This is a genomic window from Pseudomonas sp. R2-37-08W (assembly GCF_003851705.1).
Taxonomy (GTDB): domain Bacteria; phylum Pseudomonadota; class Gammaproteobacteria; order Pseudomonadales; family Pseudomonadaceae; genus Aquipseudomonas.
Map to the genome: position 1 here is coordinate 3,192,218 of NZ_CP027728.1, position 25,591 is coordinate 3,217,808.

Sequence of the window (25,591 nt, forward strand, 5' to 3'; positions counted from 1 at the left end):
TGACTCACTGTTACGGTCGGTGGGTGGGGATGTGGACCGAGGGTAACGGTTCAGGGAGCAGGTGGGCAATCACCTGGGTATTTTAGCTGGACCCATGGCGTTGCCCGAGCTGCCGATCACGTGCACATACGGGCTTTCAGTTGGCTTGATCGCCCTCTTGCACCATCGCCTGCCAGATCTTGACGCTGGCGCGCTCGTTCATCCTGGCATGCCAAGCCAGCAGCGCCTGGCATTCCTCGGGCACGGGCAGCTTGACCAACGACGCGAAAATCAGCCCGCCCAGCAAGGCGATGTCGGCCATCGAAAACGCCTCGCCCGCCACATAGGGCCGGGTTTTGAGGATGGCGTCGAAGTGGCGCATACCTCTTACGGCTTTGTCGCCCATGCGCTGACCCCATTCAGCATTCTGATAGAGCTCGACTTCAGGCCCCAGCCCAGGAGTGGCGTGGTGAAAGTAAACGCTGACCGCATCCATCAATTCGATTTCCGCGCGCCTCGTCATCATATGAATCAGGCCTTGCTCGGTCGGCGTTTTGCCGGTGAGCAGCGGGTTGCCATCCAGCACATCCAGGTACTGGGTGATAGCCGTGCATTCGGCGATCAGGGTGCCGTCCTGCAACTCCAGCACGGGCAGTGTTCCGGAGTAATTCAGGGCCAGGAAAGCAGGTTGCTTGTGCTTGCCCTCCCAGAGGTTGATCGACACGAATTCAGTGCGAGGGAGCAGCTCCTTTTCTGCCAGGGCGATTCGAACACGTGCCGGGTAAGGCCCGTTATACCAGTCGTAGATTTTCATCATTGGGTGAGTGGAAGCATTGGAATGGGTTTGCTGAAAAGTCATGATTCTGTCCGCCTACCTGTCAAGTGGTAGGTGGAGATTGAGGCCTTCATTTGGGACTGTCAACCACTACCTGTCAGTTGGCAGGTAGATTTTTTCAGGTGTAGACTTCGCACTGTCACCCAACCACCGAGGACTCTATACGTGAGCGAAAACGCCCGAGAAGCCATTCTGGAAGCCGCCCGGATCGCGGCGCAGCATTTCGGCTACAGCGGCATCAACTTTCGCAGCATCGGCGAAACGGTGGGGATCAAGAACGCCAGTATCTACTACCACTTCCCCAGCAAGGCCGACCTCGGCGCGGCGGTCGCAAAACGCTATTGGGAAGACACCGCCAACGTGCTCGACGCCCTTCACCGCGAAACGCCTGACCCGCGCGACTGCCTGCGGCGCTACCCGAGCATTTTTCGAACATCACTTGAAAACGGCAATCGCCTGTGCCTGTCCAGCTTCATGGCGGCGGAATACCAGGACTTGCCCGAACCGGTCAAAAAAGAGGTGATTGCATTCGCTGATATCAACGTGGCGTGGCTGGCCGCACGGCTCGCTGAGCTCAAGCTGGGCGATGCAGACAGTTGCCAGCGCCGCGCCCGTGCAATTTACACCGCTGTCGCCGGCGCGCAATTGATTGCTCGCACGCGCGCGGATATCGGTTTGTATGATGAACTGGTGGTGAGTTATCAGGAGGCCGGGTTGCTGCCGGGTGTGACGGGTTGAGGGTCACGCGCATTGCGCTCAGCTCACTGTTCGCCGCCCTGCCCTGACTGCTATGTTTCGCGCCTCACACGCAAAAGGACAGCCCATGGAACCGTTAGCGATAAATGCGGCGCTGGTGATCATCGACATGCAAAAAGGCATGAGCGACCCCACTCTTGGTCGACGCAACAACCCAGACGCCGAACTACGCATGCAGCAGCTTCTTACCGCGTGGCGACAGGCGCAACGTCCAATTATTCATGTGCGACATATCTCTCGTTCCCCTGGCTCGGTGTTCTGGCCTGGTCAACCAGGCTGCGAATTCCAGGACGCGCTGCAGCCCCTCGCCCATGAACAAGTGATGGAAAAAAACGTTCCGGATGCGTTCACCGCTACTGGGCTTGAGCGCTGGCTGCATACGCGCTCGATCAGGCAAGTGGTGATCGTTGGCGTCATTACCAACAACTCCGTCGAGGCAACGGCCCGCTCGGCTGGCAATCTGGGCTTTGACGTGATCGTGGTCGCGGACGCCTGCTTCACCTTCGACCAGACTGATCTGTCGGGCCGGCTATGGCCGGCGGAAGATGTACATGCGTTGTCGTTGAGTAACCTGGCGATGGACTATGCGAGGGTAGTTGAGACCCAAGCGCTGCTGGGCTGAGCGCTTGTTCGGACGCGCATTTGATTGATTCCTTTCCGATCACAACGGTCACTGTGGCGAGGGAGCTTGCTCCCGCTGGACTGCGCAGCAGGCCCATCCTTTTAAAGCGAAGAGCGGGGCCGCTTCGCGCCCCAGCGGGAGCAAGCTCCCTCGCCACAGGTTATGGGTTTATTGCCGCTGCGAGGCCATCCAGTCAAGGAATGCATCAAGACGCAGCAGGAACGCTTCACCCTCAGCGCTTGGGTTTCTGGCCTCAAACAGGAAGTAGGCGATTTGGGTGATCATGGTCGGATAACGCTGCCGGAACAGCGCCACATGTTCCTCCAGTGTCTGCGGCCACATCGTGGCTTCTGCTGACCGCAGCGTATGTGTGGAGCGGATCAACTTGCGCGCGGCTTCGCGCTGCAAACGCAGGCGTTGCGGTGTGTTCGCGGCCTGCACGATGTCTGCGCGATAGCGGCTCAGCACTTCCACAAAATCATCGTTGAGTGCCAGGGCGATATCGCGGCTTGGCCGGAATGGCTCGAACCGCAACCCAAGGTCATCGCCCCACAGGCACCGGCAATGGTGCTTGAGCCAGAACCCCCAGCGATTATGGTTCTGCGGTGCCAATACCTGTGCGCGGTGGCCGATGTCGAAATCTACCTTCGTGACACACGGATGCCGCTGCTCCAGCGCCAGCCGCGCCCGTTCAAGCTGTTCAAGCACGGCTGCCTGAGGGGGATCACTCAATACCAGGGTCAGATCGAGATCAGACGCCTCGGCACTCGCATCACCCCGGGCGACACTGCCGTAAAGGTAGATGCCATCCAGGCCGAACGTTGGCTGTGAAAGCGTCGCCAGCACATCCGCCAGTAGAGGCTCGAATTCAGGCTGCACAGGCGCAGCACCCACGGTGACAACATAGCCGTTGGCGTCAACACCGACAGGCGATTCAGCACTCATAAGCTATGCACCTCGATCACCAGGCCTTCCTCTTCGCTCGGCACACGAAAGTGGCGGGTAATCAGGTCAAATTCGGCATCGGTGGCGGCGAAATCATGCTCGCCGCTGGCGTTGCGTGCGTGCAGTCGAGTCAGGCAGCTGGCGTCATCCAGCTCCAGGTAATGCAGGCAATGCGGTGCCTGGGCGGCCTGCGCCAAGGTGAGCAGCCATTCGCGATTGGCCAGGGTGGTGGCCGGAAAATCCAGCACCACATTGACGCCCGACTTCAGCAGATCGATCACCAGCGGCTCCACGACACCGCGGATCTGCCGGGCACAGGCCAGGTAATCGGCGATGGTCTTGATCTGACCGGGATACAGCGTGGCGAGCCAATGGTCTTCGCTGAGCAAGATGGCAGCGTGTTCGCTGGCAAGACTGCTGGCGAGCGTAGACTTGCCGGACGCAATCTTGCCGCAAAGCAGATGCAGGGTAGCCATGGGACGGTTCCTTTGTGGGGCCGCAAAGCATGCCATGTTTCAGGCGGATCGGTGCTGCCAATACGTATAGAACGCCAGGGCGGCGATGTTCTTGTCCTTGGCTTCGAGCATGATGTCGAAGCGATCCAGAAACTGCAGGGCATAGTCGTTGGTCCAGCGGTTCCACATCTGCGCGCTGTGGGCGTAGAGGTCGCGCTTGGACACCACTTTCAACAAGGCCGCCACTTCCAGTTTGTGCTCGGCATCAAAGCCCAGTGCCTGCAGGCTTTCCGGGGGCTGGGAGTAATGCATCGTGGGCCGCACGCCGCGCCAGCTGTCGATGACTTGGGCGACGCGTGGGGAGTCGGGGTCGATGTAGTGGTCTTCGTTGATCCAGCAATGGTGAATGTCCAGCACCACCGGTGCCAGGTCGGCGACCTGCAGGCAATGGTCCAGGCCGTAGGTTTTCTCGTCATTCTCGAAGGTGATGCAGTTGCGCGCCACTTCGGACAGGCGCGACCACACCGCCCGCGTGCCTTCGACACCCAGGCGCCCGGCGATGTGCACGTTGCACTTGAGGTCCTGGAAGCGCCGGCCGTAACCCATCATGCGGATCATGTCGGCGTGGTACTCGAATTCGGCCAGGCTGTTCTCCACCACGCCGGGGTTTTCCGAGGCCAGCACACAGTACTGGCCGGGATGAAACGACAGGCGGATATCCGACGCCCGCGCCAGCTCGCCGATGGCGGCAAACCCTTCCTGCAGTTGGCGCTGGATCGCCGGGTCCTGATACACAGCGGCAACGTCTGGGTGGCTGTAGAACGGCAACAGGTCACTGCTCAGGCGCAGCATGCGCAGGGTCGGCGGCAACTCGGCGACGTAGGCCAGCAGGCGCAATTGGGCGGCGAGGTTGTGGGTGACTACCTCGACCAGTTTATCCCGCGCCACCTTGGGCTCGACGCTGTTCATCCAGCGCAACGTGGTGGTACGCGGGTTGAACGGGCCTTCGATCAGCTTCAAGGCACTGGCCGAAGGCAGTCGTTCGGGGTGCTTGTACTGGCATGCAAAGCCGATGCGCGGGTGGGTCATGGGAACGCCTGTAATAAGCAATGATGGTTAGAGGCTTAGGTGAATCCGGCGGACAAGGGTTCGAAAAACATCCGGACACGAACCTTCGGTGAACTTTCTCACAAACAGCGCGCTCCTTTCCTATGCAAAGCCTATGTGCAAAGCCTATGCAAAGTCATCGCACGCCTAGCCAGGCGTGCCGAACGATAAGGAGCTGCATCCCCCATGACTACCCTTCCCGCCTATCGCTGCACGCCAGGCCCGCTGCATGCGACCTTGCTCGCCGGCAGCGTGCCGCTGTTCCTCGGCGCTACGCTCAGTGACATTGCCTACGGCCAGACCTACCAGATTCAGTGGGCCAATTTCGCCTCCTGGCTGATTGCCGGTGCGTTGGTGTTCAGTGGGTTCGCCCTGTTATTCGCCCTGGTCAATCTGCTGCGCGCCGAACGCAAGGCCGGGCGCCCTGCCGCCTACTTTCTGGTGTTGTTGGCCGCTTGGGTGTTGGGGCTGATTAACGCCTTCCAGCACGCCAAGGATGCCTACGCCATGATGCCGACCGGCCTGGTGCTGTCAGTGATCGTCACACTGCTGGCGATGGTAGCGACGTGGATCGGCCTGACTAACCTGCGTTCGGGAGCTGACCAATGAAAACCACCCACACCTTGACCCTGTTAAGCGCAGCGTTGCTGCTGGCCGCGTGCGGCGGCGAAGGCGACAAGACTCAGGTCCACGGCCCCGACCCCAAGTTACCGGCCCAACAAAGCAGCCTGCTGCCGAGCATGAAGATCGCCGAGCCCGTCGCCTGGGGCGACCAGAAACCCAAGGTACCCGAGGGCTACAGCATCACGGCGATCGCCACCGACCTCGCCATCCCGCGTCAGACCCTGGTACTGCCCAACGGCGATATCCTCGTCGCCGAAGGCCGTGGCGGCAGCGCGGCCAAGCTCAAGCCCAAGGATGTGATCGCCAGCCTGATCAAGGCCGAGGGCAATACCAAGGTCAAGAGCGGCAACCGCATCACGCTGTTGCGCGATGCCGATGGTGACGGCACTTATGAACTCAAGACCGTGTTCGCCGACAACCTCAACGCGCCCTATGGCCTGGCGTACGCCGATGGCAAAGTCTACGTGGCCAACCAGGACGCGCTGGTGCGCTTCGACTATGCCGACGGCCAGACCAAAGCCAGCGGCGCCCCGACCAAGGTCACCGACCTGCCGGCGCAGATCAATCACCACTGGACCAAATCCCTGGCGGTGAGCGAGGACGGTCGCCAGCTCTATGTCGGGATCGGCTCCAACAGCAACATCACCGAGCGCGGCATGGAAGTGGAAATCGACCGGGCGATGGTCTGGCAGATCGATGCCGCGACCGGTGCGCACAAGCCCTACGCCACCGGCCTGCGCAACCCCACGGCGCTGACTATCCAACCGGGTTCGGGGCAGCTGTGGACGGTGGTCAACGAGCGCGATGAACTGGGCCCGGACCTGGTGCCGGATTACCTCAGCTCGGTGCGTGAAGGCGCCTTCTACGGCTGGCCTTATAGCTACTGGGGCCAGAACGTCGACCCGCGTGCGCAACCGCAGAACCCGGCCAAAGTGGCTGCGGCGATCAAGCCCGATTACAGCCTCGGCTCGCACGTTGCGGCACTCGGTGTGGATTTCTCCATCCCGGCCATGGGCGAAAAATTCGCCGACGGCGTGTTCGTTGGCGAACACGGCAGTTGGAACCGCGATAATCCGGTGGGCTACAAGGTGATCTTCGTACCGTTCAGCAACGGCAAACCGGCTGGCGAGCCTGTGGACTTCGCCACCGGTTTTCGCGGGGAGGATGGCAAGACCCGTGGTCGCCCGGTCGGTGTGACGGTGGACCCGAAAGGTGCGCTGATCATTGCCGATGACTTGGCCAACACAGTGTGGCGGGTAACGCGTAATCGATGAACCGACACTGCCGGAGCGGCTTGCCCGCTCCGGCACTCTCACTCAGAGGTCGGTGATTTCCTTATGGCGCGGCACCAGCGTCTTCATCACGCTCCACGCCACCAAGTACGCCAGGGCACAGATCGCAAACATGATCATGTAGCCAGTGTGAATGTCGTTGATGGACTTGTAGTAGTCGAACACCCAGCCGCCGATCTTGGTCATTACCACCCCGCCCAAGCCTCCCGCCATGCCGCCGATACCGACCACCGAAGCGACGGTTTTCTGCGGGAACATGTCCGATACCGTGGTGAAGATATTGCACGACCACGCCTGGTGTGCCGAGGCGCCCACGCCGATCAGCAGTACCGGGACCCAGAAGCTGATGTAGCCCAACGGCTGCGCGAGCAGCACCACCAGCGGGAACAGCGCGATCACCAGCATGGCTTTCATGCGGCCATCGTAGGGCGCGTCGCCCCGTGCCATGAAATAACTAGGAAACCAGCCACCCCCGATACTGCCAACCATGGTCATGCTGTACAGCACGGCCAGCGGCATCACGATATCGGCGCCCTTCATGCCGTATTGCGCCGACAGGTAAGTCGGCAGCCAGAACAGGAAGAACCACCAGACGCCGTCCGTCATGAACTTGCCGAAAGCGAAGGCCCAGGTCTGGCGATAGGTCAGCAATTTGAACCACGAGACTTTTTTCGGTGTTGCGCCCGCAGCCAATGGTGTGAAGGGTTGTACGGTCTGGTCGCTGCGGATGTAGGCCAGTTCCTCGGCAGACAGGCGTTTTTGCTGCTCAGGTTTTTCGTACACGGCGGCCCACACGGCCACCCACACGAAGCCCAGCATGCCGATGACCATGAAGGCCGCTTCCCAGCCCCACATCCCGGCGATCAATGGCACACAGATGGGCGCCAAAATCGCGCCTACGTTGGCGCCCGAATTGAAGATCCCGGTGGCGAAGGAGCGCTCTTTCTTGGGGAAGTACTCGGCCGTGGCCTTGATCGCGATGGGAAAGTTGCCCGCCTCGCCAATCGCCAGCACCGCCCGTGACAGCATGAAACCGGCAATCGACACCGGAATCACCGCCAGGCCGACGGCAGTGCTGATCGCCGCAAGGCCCTCACCCATCTGCACCGAGAAGGCATGCATGATCGCGCCGGTGGACCAGATGCCAATCGCCACGACGTAGGCGGCCTTGGTGCCGATCTTGTCGACAAACCGCCCGGCAAACAGCATGGAAATCGCATAGACGAACTGGAACACCGCCGCGATGTTGGCGTAATCGGTGTTGCTCCAGCCAAATTGCGTGGACAACTGCGGCGCCAGCAGGCTGAGCACCTGGCGGTCGAGGTAGTTGACGGTAGTGGCGAAAAACAGCATCGCGCAGATCGTCCAGCGATAGCTGCCGACCGCCTGGCCGACACGATGGGCACTGATGGGCTCGTTCAGATTCATGGCATCACTTTTTATTTTTGTTAGGTAGGACATATGTAACGTCATATGTCGTCGTACAACTGTGGCTTTTATATCGGGCTGTCTGGGCAGTGTCAATCTGAAAGATTGCTGTGAACGAGGATTTACAGGGGTGTGAAAACTGTCAGGCTGAAGCAGTTGTAGGATGACAAACACGCATCACCCGGCTTGGTGCCTGGCCGGGCACATCATCGAGCAGGCCGAATGGCTGCATGCCGATCTTCTCCAGCACGCGAATCGACGCCGCGTGCTCCGGTCGTACCAGCCCGAAAACCTCCGGCAAGCCCAGTGTTTCGAATGCCAGCACCAAGGCATCGCGCCCCAACTCAGTGGCATAGCCCTGCCCCCAGGCTTCGACGGCGAAGCGATAGCCGAGGTTGATGCGCGGCACTGTCAGGTAGTTGAGCGGCGCAATGCCGCCGAAGCCGATGATGTGTTCGGGAGCCTCACGCCGTGCAACCGCCCACCAGCCGTAGCCCAAGGCAGACCATTGGTCGAGCCAGCGCTGCAGCAGGCGCTGCGCATCATCAACACTGGCCATGGGGCCGGCAGGGTTGAACAGGTTGGTCTGCGGGTCGCTGTAGATGGCGAATAATCGCCCCACGTCAGCAGGCTGTGGTTGGCGGTAGATGAGGCGTGAAGGGTTGTTTGGCATACAAATGACGTTCCTATTGGCGGCACAAAGCTGCGAGCTCAGTGTAACCAGCAAAGGCACACCTCTGTCATGCACAGCACTGGACAATGTGGGAGGGGGCTTGCTCCCGATTGCGGTGGGTCAGCGGCGAATTTGCTGACTGATACACCGCCATCGGGAGCACCCCCCCTCCCACAGGCCTCACACCAACGATATTTCGCCAATGCGAGAAAAAATCCCGCGATGGGTGAATTATTTAGTGTCCGCTTGTATCTGAAGTGACAGAGCGGTGCCATCGCGGCGATGGCGCCTCCCGTTCAGCTTCTAGAGTGGCCCGCATGAAATTACGTAAGAAACGCGTCAAACCCATCGGTTTGAACGACATCACCATTGTCGACGACAACAAGATGCGCAAGGCAATCACCGCCGCCGCACTGGGCAACGCCATGGAATGGTTCGACTTTGGCGTCTATGGGTTTGTCGCTTATGTGCTGGGCAAGGTGTTCTTCCCCGACGCGTCCCCCAGCGTACAAATGATCGCGGCACTGGCCACCTTCTCGGTGCCCTTCCTGATCCGCCCACTGGGCGGTCTGTTCTTCGGCGCTCTGGGTGACAAGTACGGAAGACAGAAAGTCCTCGCCGCCACCATCGTGATCATGTCCCTGAGCACCTTCGCCATCGGCTTGATTCCGGGGTACGCGTCCATTGGCATCTGGGCACCCATCCTGTTGCTGTTGTGCAAAATGGCCCAGGGTTTCTCGGTGGGCGGTGAGTACACCGGCGCGTCGATTTTCGTCGCTGAATACGCCCCGGACCGCAAGCGCGGGTTCCTCGGCAGTTGGTTGGACTTCGGCTCGATTGCCGGCTTCGTGCTGGGCGCCGGCGTGGTGGTGTTGATTTCCACCGTGCTCGGCGAGGCAGATTTCGAGGCCTGGGGCTGGCGCCTGCCGTTCTTCCTGGCCCTACCTTTGGGCATCATCGGCCTGTACCTGCGCCACGCGCTGGAAGAGACCCCGGCGTTCCAACAACACGTCGACAAACTCGAGCAGGGTGACCGCGAAGGTCTCAGCCACGGCCCCAAGGTCTCCTTCAAGGAGATCGCCACCAAGCATTGGCGCAGCCTGCTGACCTGCATTGGTATCGTCGCGGCCACCAACGTGACCTACTACATGCTGCTCACCTACATGCCCAGCTACCTGTCGCACAACCTGCATTACGCCGAAAACAGCGGTGTGCTGATCATCATCGCGATCATGGTCGGCATGTTGTTCGTGCAGCCGTTCATTGGCTTTGTCAGCGACAAGATCGGCCGCAAGCCCTTCATCATCGCCGGCAGCATCGGCCTGCTGTTCCTGTCGATCCCCGCGTTCATGCTGATTACCAGCGGCAAGACCGGGCTGATCTTCAGCGGCCTGCTGATTCTGGCAATTGTGCTTAACTTCTTTATCGGCGTGATGGCATCGACGCTGCCGGCGATGTTCCCGACTCACCTGCGCTACAGCGCGCTGGCGAGTGCCTTCAACGTCTCGGTATTGATCGCCGGTATCACGCCAACGGCAGTGGCCTGGCTGGTAGAAAGCACCAATGACTTGTACATGCCTGCTTACTACCTGATGGTATTCGCCATGGTTGGTCTGGTCACGGGCCTGACCATGAAGGAAACTGCCAATAAACCACTGCGAGGGGCGGCCCCGGCGGCCTCCGACATGGAAGAAGCCAAGGAATTGTTGCAGGAGCACCATGACAATATCGAGCAGAAGATCGAGGACATCGATGCTGAGATTGCGGCGCTCCAGGCCAAGCGCGAAAACTTGGTGCAGCAGCATCCAAGGATCAATTAAGACTTGGCTATGCGTGGTCGCTGTCTGCGGCCACGCCTTTGGAGCGTTCACATGATTCCAAGCGTAACCTCTGCCCAATCGCTACTGAGCGCCGACGAACGCGCGGCCATTGCAGAAATCGAAGCGACCACCAACATCCTTAAACTGGTCACCCGCCTGACCGGCATGCGCTTCGCCGGCATCGCCAAATTCACTGACCTGGAATGGATAGTCTGCTCGGCCTACGACCCCATGCAGATGGGCATCCACGTCGACGACGTGCTCGACCTGGAAACCACCCTGTGCAGTGAGTTCTGCGTCGATCCCCAAGCCTTGTTCGTCCCGCAGATCAGCCTCGACGGCCGCTTTGCCGCGCGCCCGGTGGTCAAGCAATTCGCCATCGAGAGCTATGCCGGCGCGCCGATCTTCCTGCCCGACGGGCGCCTGTTCGGTGCACTGTGCGCGCTGGATTCGCGCGCCATGCTGTTCGACGACCCCAACCTGCCGGAAACCCTGAGCCTGTTCGCACGACTGATCGGGTGCATCTTCTACGCTAACTTGACTCCGTCAGATCAGTAACACCTGCCCTGCCCCGCAGCGCGGCCATGTCGCGCTTGGGCGGTACGCCGAACAGGCGGCTGTACTCACGGCTGAACTGCGACGGGCTCTCATAACCGACTTTGAACGCGGCACTGGACACGTCCTGGTGCTCGTTCAACATCAAGCGCCTGGCCTCGTTCAAGCGCAGCCATTTCTGATACTGCAACGGACTCATCGAGGTCAGTTGGCGGAAGTGATGGTGAAAGGTTGCCGCGCTCATTTGCACGCGTGCGGCCAGTTCTTCCACGCGCAGCGCGCTGTCGAAATTCAATTTCAGCCAATCGATGGCCTTGGCGATCCGATACCCCTGCCCGTCCACTGAACAGATCTGGCGCAGTCGGCCGGCCTGGTCGCTCTTCAATAACCGGTAGTGGATCTCGCGCTGGATCAACGGCGCCAGCACCGGGATTGCGTCAGGTTCATCCAGCAATGCCACCAGGCGCGCGAATGCTGCCAGCATGCCGTCCGTCACCCGGCCGATGCCAACGCCTTTCATCATCGCGCGCTCACGGGTTGGCGGCAGGCCGCCCTGGGCGATCAGCTCGGCGAGCATGCGCAGGTCCAGCTTGAACATCAGCCCCAGGCACGGTTGCTCGGGGCTGGCGACCAGCACTTCGGAGTTGGCCGGAATATCCAGCGAGGTCACCAGAAATCGCGATGTGTCGTAGGGATAGCCCTCACCGCCGACCCATAACCGTTTCTCGCCCTGTACCACCAGCACGATGCTCGGTTCGACCATGCACACCACCGGCGCGGCCGGCTGTTCACGCCGATAGAACCCCAGGCCAGGGATCGGCACCGGGTAGTCGCCGGGCGCCGGGATGCGCGAGCCGATGGCTCGGATCAGCGCGTCCAGCGGCGATTGATGAATCGTCATAGGGCCCTTCCACTGCTTCACTGAATGTCTTGGCAGGACTTTACCCGCGCCAGCCCCAGGCGTCGCCGCCAAACCGTGAAACTCAGAGGATCAGGCAAGTAATCCACTCAAATGCACTACAGAAGCCGGGCCGCCATCGGGAAAATGCTCGGACACTTCGCAAGGAACATCCCTATGAAACGCCTCTTGCTCGCGCTGGGTTTGCTGGTGACCTCCCTTTCCTCATTAGGAGCCGATATGTCCAACGGTGCTGATAACTTCTACACCAGCGACACGGTGACGGCCGAGAACGTCACCTTCAACAATCAATACGGCATGCAGGTTGCGGGCACGTTGTTCACGCCTAAAAACCTCGCCGCCGGATCCAAAAGCGCCGCCATTGTGGTCGGTCACCCCATGGGCGCCGTCAGGCAACAAAGCGCCAACCTCTATGCCACCAAAATGGCCGAACAGGGCTTCGTCACGCTGTCCCTGGACCTGTCGTTCTGGGGCGAAAGCGCCGGCACGCCGCGCAACGCGGTGCTGCCCGACCTCTACACCGAAGACTTCAGCGCCGCCGTGGACTTCCTCGGCACCCGCCCCCAGGTCGATCGTGAACGCATCGGTGCCATCGGCGTGTGTGGCAGCGGTAGCTTCGTGATCAGCGCGGCGAAGATCGATCCGCGCATCAAGGCGATAGCGACCGTCAGCATGTACGACATGGGCGCCGCCAATCGCAACGGCCTCAAGCACGGCGTGACGCTGCAACAGCGCCAGCAGGTGTTGCGCCAGGCGGCCAACCAGCGCTACGTCGAGTTCCAGGGCGGCGAGACCGTCTACACCGGCGGCACGCCGCAGACCCTCACCGGCGACGCGGTGGGCGATGAGTTCTACGATTTCTACCGCACCCCGCGCGGCGAAGTCACCCCGCCAGGCGCCTCCAAGCTGACCACCACCCGGCCGACGTTGACCAGCAACGTGAAGTTCATGAACTTCTACCCGTTCAACGACATCGAGACGATCTCCCCACGCCCGCTGCTGCTGATTGCCGGGGCCGACGCGCACTCCCGTGAATTCAGCGAAGACGCCTTCCAGCGCGCCGCCGAGCCCAAGCAATTGCTGATCATCCCGAACGCGGGGCACGTCGATCTCTACGACCGGGTCAACCTGATCCCGTTCGCCAAACTCACCACCTTCTTCCAGAGCTATTTGAAGTGATGTCAGCTACATCCCAAACCCAACGCTGGGGCGCCGTGCTGGCGATGTCGCTGGCGGCGTTCGCGCTGGTTGCTTCCGAATTCATGCCGGTGAGCCTGCTGACACCCCTGGCCGCCGACCTGCACATCACCGAAGGCCAGGCCGGCCAGGGCATTTCGGTGTCCGGGGTGTTTGCCCTGCTCACCAGCCTGGTGATCGCCTCGATCGCCGCGCGGGTGGATCGCAAGCGCCTGCTGATGGCGCTGACACTGCTGATGATCGTCTCCGGCAGCGTGGTGGCGTTCGCCCCGAACTACCTGGTGTTCATGCTCGGTCGTGCATTGATCGGCGTGGCGATTGGCGGCTTCTGGTCACTGTCGGCGGCCACGGCGATGCGCCTGGTGCCGCAAGCCCAGGTGCCGCGTGCCCTGGCCATCGTCAACGGTGGCAATGCACTGGCGACGGTGATCGCGGCGCCACTGGGCAGCTTTCTGGGCGGCATCATCGGCTGGCGTGGCGCGTTTTTCTGTGTGGTGCCGGTGGCCGTGATTGCACTGGTGTGGCTGCTGGTGAGCCTGCCTGCGCTGAAGAACAAGGCCGAGGCGAAAGCCAGCAATGTCCTGAGCCTGATGAAAAACCCCACCGTAGCCCTGGGGATGGTGGCCGTCAGCGTGTTCTTCATGGGCCAGTTCATGCTGTTCACCTACCTGCGGCCGTTCCTGGAAAGCGTGACCCGAGTTGACGTCTCCACGCTGTCGTTGATGCTGCTGGTGCTCGGCCTGGCGGGCCTGGCCGGGACGTTCCTGATTGAACGCTTCCTGAAGCACCACCTGTACCCGACGCTGATTGCCATCCCACTGATAATGGCAGGCATCGCCCTTGCACTGGTGGCGTTCGGCAGTTCCACCCTCATGACCAGCGTGTTGCTGGGCAGCTGGGGCTTGGTTGCGACCGCCGCGCCGGTGGGCTGGTGGACGTGGTTATCGAGAACCACGCCTGACAACGCCGAGGCTGGCGGTGGCTTGATGGTCGCCATCATTCAGTTGGCGATTGCCGCAGGCGCCACGGTCGGCGGCGTGGCTTTCGACCTGAGCGGTTACCAGGCGACCTTCGAACTGAGCGCGGCCTTGCTGGTGGTCGCCACCGTGCTGGCCTACCTGGCGTCACGCCGCCTGCGGCCTGCCCGCGTTATCAGCAGCGCTAGCTGAAAAACTGACTCGGCGTCTTGCCGAACTGTTTCTTGAACATGCTGGTAAAGGCGCTGGGGCTTTCGTAGCCCAACTCAAGGGCCACATCGATAATTTTCTCGCCCACCGCGATGCGCTCCAGCGCCAACAGCAAACGGGCCTGTTGGCGCCACTGGCCGAAGGTCATGCCGGTTTCGCGGCGGAACAGGCGTTGAATGGTTTTTTGATCCAAGTCCAGGCGCTGGCTCCAATCGGCGACGGTGGACGCATCGCCCGGGTCTTGCTGCAGCGTCAGGCAGATGTGATTGATGCGCGGGTCGGCGGGCTGAGGAAGCGACAATGGCAGCGCGGGCAGGATAGCCAGCTCATCGAGGATCAGGCGCATGATCCTGGCGTCGCGCGAATCCTCGGCAAAGGGCGGTTTCAAGCTGACCGAGACTTTGATCAATTCACTCAGCAGCGGCGACACCGTCACCGTCTTCGGCTCGGTCGGCAGGTCCGGAAAGCTGTCCGGACGCACGAATACGCTGCGCATTTTCAAGGTGCCCACGCAACGCAGCGCATGCACCTGGCCACAGGGCATCCAGAACCCGCGATTGGGCGGCACCGTCCACTGGTTCAACGCCGAATACACCACCATCACGCCGCCAATGGCGTAGAGCAGTTGATGCTTGTTGTGGCTGTGCTCGGGAATCACCCAGTTTTCCGGGTAGTCAGTGGCCGAGCTGATGACGGCCCAATCGCCTTCATCGATCTCCTGGAGGAATTTGTCGAGGGATTTGATGATTTCGCCCTTTTTGCGATGAATTACGCCCGAATTGCGCGAGACAGGCATTTGCGTCGACTCTAGCATGGCTCCCGAAATAATTAGAAATGGGCCGCCCGCTCAAGTAGTGTCGGCCCCTGTTCGCTGCCTTGTATGGAATGCCTGCATGTCGACCCTCACCGCGACACCCGCCGCTGCCACCGCGACGCCTCAGGTCAGCCCTTTGGTCATGCGCGTGCTCGGCGCCTGCGCCCTGGCGCATCTGATCAACGACCTGATCCAGGCCGTGCTGCCGTCGATCTACCCAATGCTCAAGGCCAACTACGGCCTGACGTTTACCCAGGTCGGCCTGATCACCCTGACTTTCCAACTCACCGCATCGCTGCTGCAGCCCTGGATCGGCTACCACACCGACCGTCATCCCAAGCCATGGCTGCTGCCGGCGGGCATGGTCTGCACCTTGATCGGTATTCTGATGCTGGCGTTTGTCGGCAGCTTCCCGCTGATTTTGCTGGCGGCGGCGCTGGTCGGTGTCGGCTCGTCGACGTTCCACCCGGAAACGTCCCGCGTGGCACGCCTGGCCTCCGGCGGCCGCTATGGCCTGGCGCAATCGACGTTCCAGGTCGGCGGTAACACCGGCAGCGCCTTCGGTCCACTGCTGGCGGCGGCTATCATCATTCCTTACGGCCAGAGCCATATCGCCTGGTTCGGCCTGTTCGCAGTGTTCGCGATCCTGGTGCTGTACGGCTTGAGCCGCTGGTACCGCCACCACCTCAGCCTGTTCAAGCTCAAGCAAGGCAGCAAGCCGACCCACGGCCTGTCCAAAGGCCGGGTGACCTTTGCCCTGGTGGTGCTGGCGCTGCTGGTGTTCTCCAAATATTGGTACATGACCAGCCTGACCAGCTACTTCACGTTCTACCTGATCGAAAAATTCCAGCTGTCGGTCGCCAGCTCCCAGATGTACCTGTTCCTGTTCCTCGGCGCGGTGGCCGTGGGCACCTTCGCCGGCGGGCCAATCGGCGACAAGATCGGGCGCAAGACAGTCATCTGGTTTTCGATTCTTGGCGCCGCACCGTTCACCCTCGCCCTGCCCTATGTCGACCTGTTCTGGACTGCCGTACTCAGCGTGGTCATTGGTTTCATCATCGCCTCGGCGTTCTCGGCCATCGTGGTGTTCGCCCAGGAACTGGTGCCGGGCAATGTCGGCATGATCGCCGGGATCTTTTTCGGCCTGATGTTCGGCTTCAGCGGGATCGGCGCGGCACTGCTGGGCTTGCTCGCCGATAGCCACGGCATCGAATACGTCTACAAGATCTGCTCGTTCCTGCCGTTGGCGGGCATTTTGACGATATTGTTGCCGTCGACCAAAGGGGTGTGAGGCTGCCGCTGTCCAAGTGACCACGCTGAACAATGTGGGAGGGGGCTTGCCCCCGATGGCGGTATGTCAGTTATAGAGGATGTGACTGAACCACCGCCATCGGGGGCAAGTCGAATCGTCGCACCGCCCCTCCCACATTGGTATTTTGTCGTCAGGTGCGTCGCGTGAACCCATTGACGACGATATACAGCAGCGGCCCTACCGACACGAACACCGCCGTCAGCAGGAAATAGGGGATCAACGACGCCACAGAGCGCCCCCGCCCACGCGCATCCCGGTACATCCACACACACGCCAGTATTGCCATCAGGTACAGGTCAATCACCACCTGCGCCGTATCTGGCCGCGACATCAACTCCTGCCCAAACGCAATGAGCGATTGCTCGGCCGTCAACATGGTCGCCACGGTATACAGCGAAAACCCGAGCAAACCGGCCAGGGCGATATAGGGTCTGGCCATGTTCTCCTCCTTGGAGTGCAATGTGGATCATCAAGCCGCTTACCTTAGCAGCAAGCTGGCACTGGGAAATATCTGTACGTAGACTGCCGCCATACCCCCACTTGAAGGCGGCGAAAAAAACCTGATGCAAGTTACCGAAGTCTCCATTGCCCAATTGCGCGCTGCGCTTGAATCCGGCCAGACCAGCGCCGTTGAACTGGTGCAGGCCTACCTGGCGCGGATCGACGCCTATGACGGCCCGCAGACCGCCACCGCACTGAACGCCGTGGTGGTGCGCAACCCCGAGGCCTTGCAGGAAGCCGAGGCGTCCGATGCACGCCGGGCAAAAGGCCAGACGCTGGGGCCGCTGGATGGCATTCCCTATACCGCCAAGGACAGTTACCTGGTCAAAGGCCTCACCGCCGCGTCCGGCAGCCCGGCGTTCGCCAAGCTGGTCGCCCAGCGTGATGCCTTTACCATCGAGCGTTTGCGCGCTGGCGGGGCCATCTGCCTGGGCAAGACCAATATGCCGCCCATGGCCAACGGCGGCATGCAACGCGGCGTCTATGGCCGCGCTGAAAGCCCGTACAACGCCGATTACCTCACCGCACCGTTCGCCTCGGGTTCGTCCAACGGCGCCGGCACGGCCACGGCGGCAAGTTTTGCCGCGTTTGGCCTGGCCGAAGAAACCTGGTCGAGCGGTCGCGGCCCGGCCTCCAATAACGGCTTGTGTGCGTACACGCCTTCTCGTGGGGTGATTTCAGTACGCGGCAACTGGCCGCTGACCCCGACCATGGACGTGGTGGTGCCCTATGCGCGCACCATGGCTGACCTGCTGGAAGTACTCGACGTGGTGGTCGCCGAAGACCCGCACACCCGTGGCGACCTGTGGCGCCTGCAACCCTGGGTGCCGATCCCCAGCGTCAGTTCGGTGCGCCCGGCGTCCTACGCCGAACTGGCGGTGGGCAGCGCGGCCCTGGCCGGCAAACGCTTCGGCGTGCCGCGCATGTACATCAACGCCGACCCTGAGGCCGGCACCAGTGAGAAACCCGGGATCGGCGGACCGACCGGGCAGAAAATCCACACCCGCGCCTCAGTGATCGAGCTGTGGCAAGCCGCACGCCACGCCTTGGAAGCCGCAGGCGCCGAGGTCATCGAAGTGGATTTCCCACTGGTGTCCAATTGCGAAGGCGACCGCCCCGGCGCGCCCACAGTGTTCAACCGTGGCCTGGTGTCCCGGCAATTCCTCCACGATGAACTGTGGGAATTGTCGGCCTGGGCGTTCGATGACTTTTTGCGTGCCAACGGCGACCCGGCGTTGAACCGCCTGGCAGATGTCGATGGACCGAAGATCTTCCCCCACGACCCCGGCACCCTGCCCAACCGCGAAGACGACCTGGCCGCCGGCATGGACGAATACGTGCGCATGGCCCAGCGCGGCATCACGCCGTGGAACGAGATCAGCAGCTTGCCCGACGGCTTGCGCGGCCTCGAGCAAACCCGCCGGCTGGACCTGGAAGACTGGATGGACCACCTGGGGCTCGACGCGGTGCTGTTCCCCACCGTGGCCGACGTGGGCCCGGCCGATGCCGATGTCAACGAAGCCTCCGCCGATATCGCCTGGAGCAATGGCGTGTGGGTGGCCAACGGCAACCTCGCCATTCGCCACCTTGGCGTGCCTACGGTCACCGTGCCGATGGGCGTGATGGCCGATATCGGCATGCCGGTCGGGCTGACATTTGCCGGGCGGGCGTATGACGATTCGGCGCTGTTGCGCTTTGCGTCAGCGTACGAAGCCACCGGCAGCAAACGCATGATTCCACCGCGTACACCGCCGTTGTCAGCCGGCTGATCACCGCCCCATGTGGGTGTGGACTCGCCCTAATGCCGGTCAGTTAAGAAGTAGCAGGAGCGAGAACTAACTTGTGGCGAGGGAGCTTGCTCCCGCTGGGGCGCGAAGCGGCCCCAAACAATGGGACTGCTGCGCAGTCCAGCGGGAGCAAGCTCCCTCGCCACAGGTTCGGTGTCGCCTTAACTCACTGGCATTAGGGCTTGCCCCCTCCCACAGGTTCAGCCGAGTTCCACGTCGGTAGATAAGTAATTTCAGAATATTTCAAGAATCCCCTTTCCTTCCCCTGCCAATTTATTGCATGGTTGTACGACGACAGACCTCATCATGTCGCTCACCAACAATAATAAGGACTCCCCATGCAAAATCTCAAAGTGCTGATCGCTTTCCTGTGCCTGTTTTCCGGCTACGTCGCGGCCGCACCGGCGCCCGCCGAGAAGGAAGTAGCCCAGGCGGTCGACCAACTGACCCAGGCCATGTTGCACCTGGACCTCAAGCAACTGCATGCGCTGACCGCAGACACCCTCACCTACGGCCATTCCAGCGGCAAGGTGCAGAACAAGGCGCAGTTCATCGAAGACCTGGAAACTCACAAGAGCGCGTTCAAGACCCTGGAAATGCAAAACCAGAGCATCACCCTCAATGGCGATACCGCTCTGGTGCGCAACCACTTTCACGCCCTGGCGGTGAACAGTGGCGTCGAAGTGCCGACCGATATCGATAACTTCCAGGTCTGGCAGAAACAGAAAGGCCAATGGCTGCTGATCGGCCGCCAGGCCTACAAATACTGACCCTTGCCGGTGAGCCGCTCAGCCACGGCTCACCATTGCACTACTTTGCGCACCTTGAGCAACGCCTCACGCAGCGCCGTCATCGACACCGACCCCAACGCCAGGCGCAGCGCGTGGGGCACATGGGCCGAGACGGCAAACGGCTCGGCGGTGGAAACGCCAATACCCTCGCGCTGTAAGGTCATGGCCACCTGATCGGCGCGGGCATCTTCAGCCAGCGGCAGCCACAAAAAATACGATGAAGGATGGCTGACATAGCTCAGCCCCGTCAGCACTTGCGCGGCCAAAGCTTGCCGTGCCTGGGCATCTGCGCGTTTTTGCGCCTCCAACTGCGCGACGGTGCCATCTTCGATCCAGGCCACGGCGATCGCACTCATCACCCCCGGCACGTTCCAGGTGGTGGCCATGACGGTGCGCTCCAATACCTTGACCCAAGCCAGGGGCGCCGCGATAAAACCGACGCGCAAGCCGGTGGCGACACTTTTGGAAAACCCGCCCACGTAGACAGTGCATTCAGGCGCCAGGGTCGCCAGCGGCGGCGGTGCGTGTTCGGCCAGGAAGGCGTAGGCGGCGTCCTCGATGATCATCAAGTGGTGCTCTCGTGCAATCGCCACCAGGCGCTCGCGCTGCGCCAGGCTCATCACCCAGCCCAGCGGGTTATGCAGGGTCGGCATGCTGTAGACCGCGCGCACCGGCCGCTTGCGGCACAGGGCCTGCAGGTGATCCAGGTCCGGGCCGGTGGCGCTGGCCGGGATCGCGACGATCTCTAGGTGCAGGGTCTCGGCCAATACTTTGAAGCCCGAATAGGTCAATGCATCGACGGCGATCACATCGCCAGGTTTGAGCAGCGCCATCAGGGTTACCGCCAAGCCGTGCTGGGCACCGCTGACCAGCAATACCTGTTCGGCCTGCACCGCCAGCCCGCGCTGCAACAGGTGCTGCGCGACCGCCGCACGTTCATGCGGGCGGCCGGCATGGGGCTGGTAACGCAACAGCGCTTCCAGGTCGCCGGATAACGCCAACTGGCGCAGTGCGCCACGCAAAAGCTCGGCCTGGCCGGGCAATGACGGGTAGTTGAAATTCAAGTCGAGCATGCCCGCCGCGACGGGCATCTGCCCACTGCCCTGGCCCGGCGGTAACGCCAGTTCGCGTACAAAAGTGCCACGCCCGGTTTCACCACTGACCAGCCCCATCGCCTCCAGCTCGGCGTACACGCGGCTCGCGGTGGCCAGCGCCAGGCCATGCTCGGCGGCGAGTTGGCGGTGCGTGGGCAGGCGCGTGCCGGGCGGCATTTTGCCCGCACGAATGGCCTCGGCGAAGGTATCGACCAGCGACTTGTAGCGGGCGCGCGGCATTGGTGATGTATCCATGACAATTTTTTGATTGCCTCAATCTTCAGCCCTAGGATGCCGGGTACGCAACTTCCCTTTTTCGGACATACCCCCATGGAACGCACCTCGCCTTTCGGCACCCTGGACAGCAGCACCCAAGGCTGGATCAACGGTTTTATTGGCGTGGTGATCTTCAGCGGTTCGCTGCCGGCCACGCGCCTGGCGGTGATGGAATTCGATCCGGTGTTCTTGACCATGATCCGCGCGACGCTTGCGGCCATCCTGGGGCTGTGCCTGTTGTGGTGGTTCCGCGAAAAACGCCCCACCCGCCCGCAATGGGCGCCCTTGGCTATCGTCGCGTTCGGCGTGGTGATCGGTTTTCCGTTGCTCACGGCGCTGGCGCTGCAATACGTGACCTCCGCGCACTCCATTGTGTTTATCGGCCTGCTGCCGCTGGCGACGGCGATCTTCGGCGTGCTGCGCGGCGGCGAGCGGCCGCGACCGGTGTTCTGGTTGTTTTCGGGGCTGGGCAGTGCGCTGGTGATGGGTTACGCCTTCGCCCAGGGGCTGAGCGCCGCACCCGCCGGGGACCTGCTGATGCTATTGGCGGTGCTGGTCTGCGGCCTGGGCTATGCCGAAGGCGCCAAGCTGTCGCGCAGCCTGGGCGGCTGGCAGGTGATTTGCTGGGCCTTGGTAATTTCGCTGCCCGTCGTCGCGCCGTTGAGCTGGCTGCTGGCGCCCGCGTCGTTCACCGGCATCAGCCTGCCGGCCTGGCTGAGCCTGGGTTACGTCGCAGTGTTCAGCATGTTGATCGGCTTTGTGTTCTGGTATCGCGGCCTGGCCCAGGGTGGCATCGCTGCGGTCGGCCAGTTGCAGTTGCTGCAACCGTTCTTTGGTTTGGCGCTGGCGGCGGGCCTGCTGCATGAGCAGGTCAGCCTGGGCATGCTGCTGGTCACGGTGGCGGTGATCGGCTGCGTGGCCGGCGCGAAGCGCTTCGCGCGCTAGCGCAAGGGGCCAGGGGCTGCTAAACAGAAATGGCGTCCGCGCCCGTGGCCGCACGGGTTGATCCTGGTCTACATTTGACGGCAACCGCTAATCGAGGACTGCACCGATGACTCGTCTCACAGCCAAAGACTTCGCTCCCGAACTGCTGGAACTCTACGATGGCTACGCCCACGGCACGCTGAACCGCCGCGAATTTCTCGACCGCGCCGCGCTGTTTACCTTCGGTGGCCTGACCGCCTCGGCCCTGCTCGCCGCCCTGAGCCCCAACTACGCACTCGCCGAACAGGTGAAATTCACCGACCCCGCTATCGTTGCCGACTACGTCACCTACCCGTCACCCAAGGGTAACGGCACGGTGCGCGGCTACCTGGTGCGCCCGGCCAAGGCCGCCGGCAAACTGCCTGCGGTGGTGGTCGTGCATGAGAACCGCGGCCTCAACCCGTATATCGAAGACGTAGCGCGGCGCCTGGCCAAAGCCGGCTTTATCGCCCTGGCGCCCGATGGCCTGACCTCGGTGGGCGGCTACCCCGGCAATGATGAAAAAGGCGCGGCCCTGCAGCAGACCGTCGACCCCACCAAACTGATGAACGACTTTTTCGCGGCCATTGAGTGGCTGATGCACCACGACAGCAGCACCGGCAAAGTCGGCATCACCGGTTTCTGCTATGGCGGTGGCGTGACCAATGCGGCGGCGGTGGCCTACCCGGAACTGGCGGCGGCCGTATCGTTCTACGGGCGTCAACCCGAGGCCAAGGACGTACCGCGCATCAAGGCACCGATCATGCTGCATTACGGGGAGTTGGATACACGTATCAACGAAGGTTGGCCAGCGTACGAGCAGGCGCTGAAAGCCGCCGGCACGACGTATGAGGCATTTATCTACCCGGGAGCCAACCACGGCTTTCACAACGATTCGACGCCGCGTTATGACGAGGCAGCGGCAAACCTGGCGTGGGAGCGCACCCTGGGATGGTTCCGCAAATACCTTGCTTAGACACAATCCAACAACGGTAACCGCGATGCGAAGCGAGTCGCTCTTGATCTTGCTTTTGATCTAGGCGCCCCGTTAAACCACGCTGGCCGGAATCCGATAATGATTTGGGGGGTAAACCGGCAGGGATGCCGGTTTAGCCGCCCCGCGCCATGGATGGCGCGTGGCGGCGGCCCCCCAAATCAATGTCGGATTCCGGGCACACCGAGCCTGGGCGAGGTGCCGAGTGGTGGGGCAAGAGCGTTTTGCTTACTTTTGCGCTTTTCAAAAGTGAGACGCCGTAAGGGCGGAACCCTAAGCTGCCGTTACCGCAGCAACGGATATGTACTCGCCTTGATCCAACATCCTGGTCGGCTGTCAGGCCGCCATCGGGAGCAAGCCCCCTCCCACATTTAGGGCGCGGGGCGTCAGTTAGAGAGGCTTCGGCTTCTGAGCCGTCACAGGTTCAGGGCTACACCAAAGTTGTGTAGATACCTATGCACATCAGGCAGCACTCGCCTGCAACCACCCCTTGAACGCCAGCATCGCTGGCGTCTCGGCCCGCGACTGCAAGCGCGTCAGCCAGTAACTGCCGGTGGTTATCCCCACCGCGAACGGCTGGCGAATCACGTCACTCTCCAATTGCCGCGAAAACATCATCGCCGGCGCCAGTGCCACGCCGAGGCCCTGCAGCGCCGCTTCCATCATCGCCAACGACGAATCGAACACGATGCTGCGCGGTACCAGGGCGTCGGCCGGCAGCCCGGCGGCCTGGAACCACAGGCTCCATTCATCGGCGCGGTAAGAGCGCAGCAAGGTGTGTTTCAACAGGTCGGCCGGCGTGTGCAGCTGTTCGGCCAGGTGCGGCACGCAGAGCACGCTGAGCGGTGCTTCCAGCAGTTGGCAGGCCTCGGTGCCATGCCAGGCGCCGGCGCCAAAACGGATCGCGTAATCCAGACCTTCGGCGGCCACATCGACGCGGTTGTTGTGAGTGGACAGGCGCAGGTCGATAAACGGGTAGCGGCTCTGGAAGTCCGCCAAACGCGGCAGCAGCCAGCCCACGGCAAAGGTACCCACCGCGCCTACCGTCAACACTTCGCGGTAATGCCCGGCCTCGAACTGGCCGAGGGTCTGGGCAATCCGGTCGAACGACTCGCGCAGCACCGGCAGCAGGGTTTCGCCCTCTCGGGTGAGCATCAACCCGCGTGGCAGGCGTTTGAACAGTGTGACATTGAGTTGCGCCTCCAGGCTTTTTACCTGATGGCTGACCGCCGCCTGGGTCACACATAACTCAATGGCCGCGCGGGTGAAGCTCAGGTGCCGGGCGGAAGCCTCGAAGGCGCGCAGGGCATTAAGGGGAAGATGGGAGCGCAGCATGCTTGACCCTAGATTTACTAATGGCTCGTGCAAGATATCATCGTTTGTACCTCCCCTGGTTAAAGCCTAGATTGGCGGCGCCCGCGCAGGCCCTCAGCCTTAGTCAATCCGTTACAGGGAAGCGAAAATAACATGCAAGAAAAATCCTGTTTTAGCCTACGAAGCCTGCTGATTTCAGCGTCTCTGCTGGTTGCTGCTCCGTGCCTGGCTGCGACCGACCTGCGCGAAGTGGTGGACAGTCGCGTCAAACCGCTGATGCAGCAACAGGGCATCGTCGGGCTGTCGGTGGCCGTGGTGAAGAAGGGTCAGGCGCAATACTTTAACTACGGCGTGGCGTCCAGGGAAGGCAAGCAGCCCGTCACGCAAGACACCTTGTTCGAAGTCGGCTCAGTGTCCAAGACCTTCACTTCAACCCTCGGTGGCTATGCCCAGGCCAGCGGCAAGTTGAAGCTGTCGGACCGCGCCAGCCAGCACTGGGCCGAACTGGCCGGCAGCGCGTTCGATCACATCAGCCTGTTGCAACTGGCGACCTACACCGCAGGCGGCCTGCCGCTGCAATTCCCAGGTGCGGCCGACAGCGCCGCGACCATGCTCGATTACTACAGGCACTGGCAACCCACCGAGACCCCCGGTACGCGACGCCTCTACTCCAACCCGAGCATCGGACTGTTCGGCTACCTCGCGGCGAAAAGCCTGGGCCAGCCGTTCAATGTCGCCATGGAACAGACCTTGCTGCCGGCGCTGGGCTTGAAGAACACCTACCTCAACGTGCCCGCCGACAAGCTGGGCCGCTACGCCCAAGGCTACGATAAGCAGGACAAACCCGTGCGCGTGGGCCCAGGCGCACTCGACAGCGAAGCCTACGGCATCAAGACCAGCACCCAGGACCTGGCGCGCTACGTGATGCTCAACCTGCACCCCGAAACCTTGAGCGCGCCGCTGCAACAGGCGATCGCCACCACACACAGCGGTTACTACAGCGTCGACGGCATGACCCAGGGCCTGGGTTGGGAATACTACCCCTACCCCATCACCCAGCAGGCCTTGATAGAGGGCAACTCCACACCGATGGCGCTGGAATCGCATACCGTCAAGTGGCTGCAACCGGCGCAGGCCCGACCGGCCAATGTGCTCTACAACAAAACCGGCTCAACCAATGGTTTCGGCGCCTACGTGGCGTATGTACCGAGCAGGGATATTGGCGTGGTGATCCTGGCCAACAGGAACTACCCGAATGCCGAACGGGTGAAAGTGGCGCATGCGATCTTGAGTGCCCTGGATAACTGACTTGACACATAACCCTATGGTCGAGGCCGGCGTTAACAGTCTT

At 61.8% G+C, this 25,591-nt stretch carries 25 protein-coding genes; 14 read left to right on the top strand and 11 right to left on the bottom strand.

What is annotated here, in order from left to right:
- Nucleotides 1-136 precede the first annotated feature (136 nt).
- Entirely contained in the window at nucleotides 137-838 is a 702-nt protein-coding gene (locus C4J93_RS14680; protein WP_124370886.1) for a glutathione S-transferase, read from the bottom strand.
- Between the two features lie 141 nt (nucleotides 839-979).
- Here C4J93_RS14680 and C4J93_RS14685 point away from each other — a divergent pair, with 141 nt between their 5' ends.
- Both C4J93_RS14685 and C4J93_RS14690 read left to right on the top strand, forming a co-directional pair.
- A complete protein-coding gene (locus C4J93_RS14685) occupies nucleotides 980-1,552 on the top strand; it encodes a TetR/AcrR family transcriptional regulator (RefSeq protein ID WP_124429737.1) in 573 nt (190 codons plus the stop codon).
- 85 nt (nucleotides 1,553-1,637) lie between these two features.
- Nucleotides 1,638-2,192: a cysteine hydrolase family protein gene (locus tag C4J93_RS14690; RefSeq protein WP_124429738.1), complete on the top strand. Its 555-nt coding sequence runs from the start codon at nucleotides 1,638-1,640 to the stop codon at nucleotides 2,190-2,192.
- A gap of 168 nt (nucleotides 2,193-2,360) precedes the next feature.
- On the opposite strand, the gene C4J93_RS14695 is transcribed toward C4J93_RS14690, so the two are convergent.
- Genes C4J93_RS14695 through uvsE form a run of 3 tightly spaced genes read right to left on the bottom strand, consistent with a single transcriptional unit; the run spans nucleotide 2,361 to nucleotide 4,681 of the window.
- Nucleotides 2,361-3,137: a nucleotidyltransferase domain-containing protein gene (locus C4J93_RS14695; protein ID WP_124429739.1), complete on the bottom strand. Its 777-nt coding sequence runs from the start codon at nucleotides 3,135-3,137 to the stop codon at nucleotides 2,361-2,363.
- Nucleotides 3,134-3,613, bottom strand: coding sequence for an ATP-binding protein (locus C4J93_RS14700; protein WP_124429740.1), 480 nt, complete (start codon nucleotides 3,611-3,613; stop codon nucleotides 3,134-3,136). Before C4J93_RS14700 ends, C4J93_RS14695 begins: the two co-directional genes overlap by 4 nt.
- Before the next feature lie 39 nt (nucleotides 3,614-3,652).
- The gene (gene uvsE / locus C4J93_RS14705; RefSeq protein WP_124429741.1) at nucleotides 3,653-4,681 is read right to left on the bottom strand and encodes a UV DNA damage repair endonuclease UvsE; all 1,029 of its coding nucleotides are present in this window, start codon (nucleotides 4,679-4,681) and stop codon (nucleotides 3,653-3,655) included.
- Nucleotides 4,682-4,885: 204 nt separating this feature from the next.
- Between uvsE and C4J93_RS14710 the strand changes: the two genes are divergently transcribed.
- Nucleotides 4,886-5,308: a DUF2231 domain-containing protein gene (locus tag C4J93_RS14710; protein WP_124407424.1), complete on the top strand. Its 423-nt coding sequence runs from the start codon at nucleotides 4,886-4,888 to the stop codon at nucleotides 5,306-5,308.
- The gene (locus C4J93_RS14715; protein ID WP_124404370.1) at nucleotides 5,305-6,597 is read left to right on the top strand and encodes a sorbosone dehydrogenase family protein; all 1,293 of its coding nucleotides are present in this window, start codon (nucleotides 5,305-5,307) and stop codon (nucleotides 6,595-6,597) included. Before C4J93_RS14710 ends, C4J93_RS14715 begins: the two co-directional genes overlap by 4 nt.
- A 42-nt stretch (nucleotides 6,598-6,639) precedes the next feature.
- Here the strand turns inward: C4J93_RS14715 and C4J93_RS14720 are convergent, their stop codons facing one another.
- Together C4J93_RS14720 and C4J93_RS14725 are read right to left on the bottom strand one after the other, a co-directional pair.
- Nucleotides 6,640-8,043 carry an MFS transporter gene (locus C4J93_RS14720; protein ID WP_124367234.1) on the bottom strand — a complete coding sequence of 468 codons (1,404 nt, stop codon included), beginning with the start codon at nucleotides 8,041-8,043 and terminating at the stop codon, nucleotides 6,640-6,642.
- Nucleotides 8,044-8,185: 142 nt separating this feature from the next.
- Entirely contained in the window at nucleotides 8,186-8,716 is a 531-nt protein-coding gene (locus C4J93_RS14725) for a GNAT family N-acetyltransferase (protein WP_124429742.1), read from the bottom strand.
- Between the two features lie 317 nt (nucleotides 8,717-9,033).
- On the opposite strand from C4J93_RS14725, the gene proP reads away from it, so the two are divergent.
- On the top strand, nucleotides 9,034-10,536 hold the full coding sequence (proP, locus tag C4J93_RS14730; protein WP_124429743.1) for a glycine betaine/L-proline transporter ProP: 1,503 nt from the start codon (nucleotides 9,034-9,036) through the stop codon (nucleotides 10,534-10,536).
- Between the two features lie 51 nt (nucleotides 10,537-10,587).
- The gene (locus tag C4J93_RS14735) at nucleotides 10,588-11,094 is read left to right on the top strand and encodes a GAF domain-containing protein (protein WP_124410095.1); all 507 of its coding nucleotides are present in this window, start codon (nucleotides 10,588-10,590) and stop codon (nucleotides 11,092-11,094) included.
- Here C4J93_RS14735 and C4J93_RS14740 read toward each other — a convergent pair.
- A complete protein-coding gene (locus tag C4J93_RS14740; RefSeq protein WP_124429744.1) occupies nucleotides 11,069-11,992 on the bottom strand; it encodes an AraC family transcriptional regulator in 924 nt (307 codons plus the stop codon). The genes C4J93_RS14735 and C4J93_RS14740 overlap by 26 nt on opposite strands.
- Before the next feature lie 174 nt (nucleotides 11,993-12,166).
- On the opposite strand from C4J93_RS14740, the gene C4J93_RS14745 reads away from it, so the two are divergent.
- Nucleotides 12,167-13,189 (top strand): alpha/beta hydrolase, encoded by a 1,023-nt coding sequence (locus C4J93_RS14745; protein WP_124370897.1) that lies wholly within the window; start codon nucleotides 12,167-12,169, stop codon nucleotides 13,187-13,189.
- On the top strand, nucleotides 13,189-14,376 hold the full coding sequence (locus C4J93_RS14750) for an MFS transporter (RefSeq protein ID WP_124429745.1): 1,188 nt from the start codon (nucleotides 13,189-13,191) through the stop codon (nucleotides 14,374-14,376). Before C4J93_RS14745 ends, C4J93_RS14750 begins: the two co-directional genes overlap by 1 nt.
- Here C4J93_RS14750 and C4J93_RS14755 read toward each other — a convergent pair.
- Complete coding sequence (locus C4J93_RS14755; protein ID WP_124363083.1) at nucleotides 14,369-15,190, bottom strand: helix-turn-helix domain-containing protein; 822 nt, start codon at nucleotides 15,188-15,190, stop codon at nucleotides 14,369-14,371. The genes C4J93_RS14750 and C4J93_RS14755 overlap by 8 nt on opposite strands.
- A gap of 97 nt (nucleotides 15,191-15,287) precedes the next feature.
- Here C4J93_RS14755 and C4J93_RS14760 point away from each other — a divergent pair, with 97 nt between their 5' ends.
- Nucleotides 15,288-16,499 carry an MFS transporter gene (locus C4J93_RS14760; protein WP_124429746.1) on the top strand — a complete coding sequence of 404 codons (1,212 nt, stop codon included), beginning with the start codon at nucleotides 15,288-15,290 and terminating at the stop codon, nucleotides 16,497-16,499.
- 151 nt (nucleotides 16,500-16,650) lie between these two features.
- Here C4J93_RS14760 and C4J93_RS14765 read toward each other — a convergent pair whose 3' ends face one another.
- On the bottom strand, nucleotides 16,651-16,959 hold the full coding sequence (locus C4J93_RS14765; RefSeq protein ID WP_124429747.1) for a DUF2834 domain-containing protein: 309 nt from the start codon (nucleotides 16,957-16,959) through the stop codon (nucleotides 16,651-16,653).
- Nucleotides 16,960-17,080: 121 nt separating this feature from the next.
- Here C4J93_RS14765 and C4J93_RS14770 point away from each other — a divergent pair, with 121 nt between their 5' ends.
- Both C4J93_RS14770 and C4J93_RS14775 read left to right on the top strand, forming a co-directional pair.
- Nucleotides 17,081-18,790: an amidase gene (locus tag C4J93_RS14770; RefSeq protein WP_124429748.1), complete on the top strand. Its 1,710-nt coding sequence runs from the start codon at nucleotides 17,081-17,083 to the stop codon at nucleotides 18,788-18,790.
- A gap of 356 nt (nucleotides 18,791-19,146) precedes the next feature.
- A complete protein-coding gene (locus tag C4J93_RS14775) occupies nucleotides 19,147-19,578 on the top strand; it encodes a nuclear transport factor 2 family protein (RefSeq protein ID WP_124367244.1) in 432 nt (143 codons plus the stop codon).
- A gap of 29 nt (nucleotides 19,579-19,607) precedes the next feature.
- Here the strand turns inward: C4J93_RS14775 and C4J93_RS14780 are convergent, their stop codons facing one another.
- Nucleotides 19,608-20,933, bottom strand: a complete 1,326-nt coding sequence (locus tag C4J93_RS14780; protein WP_124429749.1) for a PLP-dependent aminotransferase family protein — start codon at nucleotides 20,931-20,933, stop codon at nucleotides 19,608-19,610.
- Nucleotides 20,934-21,023: 90 nt separating this feature from the next.
- Here C4J93_RS14780 and C4J93_RS14785 point away from each other — a divergent pair, with 90 nt between their 5' ends.
- Nucleotides 21,024-21,914 carry a DMT family transporter gene (locus C4J93_RS14785; protein ID WP_124429750.1) on the top strand — a complete coding sequence of 297 codons (891 nt, stop codon included), beginning with the start codon at nucleotides 21,024-21,026 and terminating at the stop codon, nucleotides 21,912-21,914.
- A gap of 106 nt (nucleotides 21,915-22,020) precedes the next feature.
- The gene (gene yghX, locus C4J93_RS14790; RefSeq protein WP_124429751.1) at nucleotides 22,021-22,908 is read left to right on the top strand and encodes a YghX family hydrolase; all 888 of its coding nucleotides are present in this window, start codon (nucleotides 22,021-22,023) and stop codon (nucleotides 22,906-22,908) included.
- Nucleotides 22,909-23,388: 480 nt separating this feature from the next.
- Here yghX and C4J93_RS14795 read toward each other — a convergent pair whose 3' ends face one another.
- Nucleotides 23,389-24,261 (bottom strand): LysR family transcriptional regulator, encoded by an 873-nt coding sequence (locus tag C4J93_RS14795; RefSeq protein ID WP_124429752.1) that lies wholly within the window; start codon nucleotides 24,259-24,261, stop codon nucleotides 23,389-23,391.
- A gap of 132 nt (nucleotides 24,262-24,393) precedes the next feature.
- Here C4J93_RS14795 and ampC point away from each other — a divergent pair, with 132 nt between their 5' ends.
- Complete coding sequence (gene ampC, locus C4J93_RS14800) at nucleotides 24,394-25,548, top strand: class C beta-lactamase (RefSeq protein WP_124429753.1); 1,155 nt, start codon at nucleotides 24,394-24,396, stop codon at nucleotides 25,546-25,548.
- The last annotated feature ends 43 nt before the right edge of the window (nucleotides 25,549-25,591 follow it).

Bases quoted from the DNA above. Each gene is read 5' to 3' on its own strand.
- C4J93_RS14680 (WP_124370886.1), bottom strand. From the start codon at position 838: ATGACTTTTCAGCAAACCCATTCCAATGCTTCCACTCACCCAATGATG.
- C4J93_RS14690 (WP_124429738.1), top strand. From the start codon at position 1,638: ATGGAACCGTTAGCGATAAATGCGGCGCTGGTGATCATCGACATGCAA.
- C4J93_RS14695 (WP_124429739.1), bottom strand. From the start codon at position 3,137: ATGAGTGCTGAATCGCCTGTCGGTGTTGACGCCAACGGCTATGTTGTC.
- C4J93_RS14700 (WP_124429740.1), bottom strand. From the start codon at position 3,613: ATGGCTACCCTGCATCTGCTTTGCGGCAAGATTGCGTCCGGCAAGTCT.
- uvsE (WP_124429741.1), bottom strand. From the start codon at position 4,681: ATGACCCACCCGCGCATCGGCTTTGCATGCCAGTACAAGCACCCCGAA.
- C4J93_RS14710 (WP_124407424.1), top strand. From the start codon at position 4,886: ATGACTACCCTTCCCGCCTATCGCTGCACGCCAGGCCCGCTGCATGCG.
- C4J93_RS14715 (WP_124404370.1), top strand. From the start codon at position 5,305: ATGAAAACCACCCACACCTTGACCCTGTTAAGCGCAGCGTTGCTGCTG.
- C4J93_RS14720 (WP_124367234.1), bottom strand. From the start codon at position 8,043: ATGAATCTGAACGAGCCCATCAGTGCCCATCGTGTCGGCCAGGCGGTC.
- C4J93_RS14725 (WP_124429742.1), bottom strand. From the start codon at position 8,716: ATGCCAAACAACCCTTCACGCCTCATCTACCGCCAACCACAGCCTGCT.
- proP (WP_124429743.1), top strand. From the start codon at position 9,034: ATGAAATTACGTAAGAAACGCGTCAAACCCATCGGTTTGAACGACATC.
- C4J93_RS14735 (WP_124410095.1), top strand. From the start codon at position 10,588: ATGATTCCAAGCGTAACCTCTGCCCAATCGCTACTGAGCGCCGACGAA.
- C4J93_RS14740 (WP_124429744.1), bottom strand. From the start codon at position 11,992: ATGACGATTCATCAATCGCCGCTGGACGCGCTGATCCGAGCCATCGGC.
- C4J93_RS14745 (WP_124370897.1), top strand. From the start codon at position 12,167: ATGAAACGCCTCTTGCTCGCGCTGGGTTTGCTGGTGACCTCCCTTTCC.
- C4J93_RS14750 (WP_124429745.1), top strand. From the start codon at position 13,189: ATGTCAGCTACATCCCAAACCCAACGCTGGGGCGCCGTGCTGGCGATG.
- C4J93_RS14755 (WP_124363083.1), bottom strand. From the start codon at position 15,190: ATGCCTGTCTCGCGCAATTCGGGCGTAATTCATCGCAAAAAGGGCGAA.
- C4J93_RS14760 (WP_124429746.1), top strand. From the start codon at position 15,288: ATGTCGACCCTCACCGCGACACCCGCCGCTGCCACCGCGACGCCTCAG.
- C4J93_RS14765 (WP_124429747.1), bottom strand. From the start codon at position 16,959: ATGGCCAGACCCTATATCGCCCTGGCCGGTTTGCTCGGGTTTTCGCTG.
- C4J93_RS14775 (WP_124367244.1), top strand. From the start codon at position 19,147: ATGCAAAATCTCAAAGTGCTGATCGCTTTCCTGTGCCTGTTTTCCGGC.
- C4J93_RS14780 (WP_124429749.1), bottom strand. From the start codon at position 20,933: ATGCCGCGCGCCCGCTACAAGTCGCTGGTCGATACCTTCGCCGAGGCC.
- C4J93_RS14785 (WP_124429750.1), top strand. From the start codon at position 21,024: ATGGAACGCACCTCGCCTTTCGGCACCCTGGACAGCAGCACCCAAGGC.
- yghX (WP_124429751.1), top strand. From the start codon at position 22,021: ATGACTCGTCTCACAGCCAAAGACTTCGCTCCCGAACTGCTGGAACTC.
- C4J93_RS14795 (WP_124429752.1), bottom strand. From the start codon at position 24,261: ATGCTGCGCTCCCATCTTCCCCTTAATGCCCTGCGCGCCTTCGAGGCT.
- ampC (WP_124429753.1), top strand. From the start codon at position 24,394: ATGCAAGAAAAATCCTGTTTTAGCCTACGAAGCCTGCTGATTTCAGCG.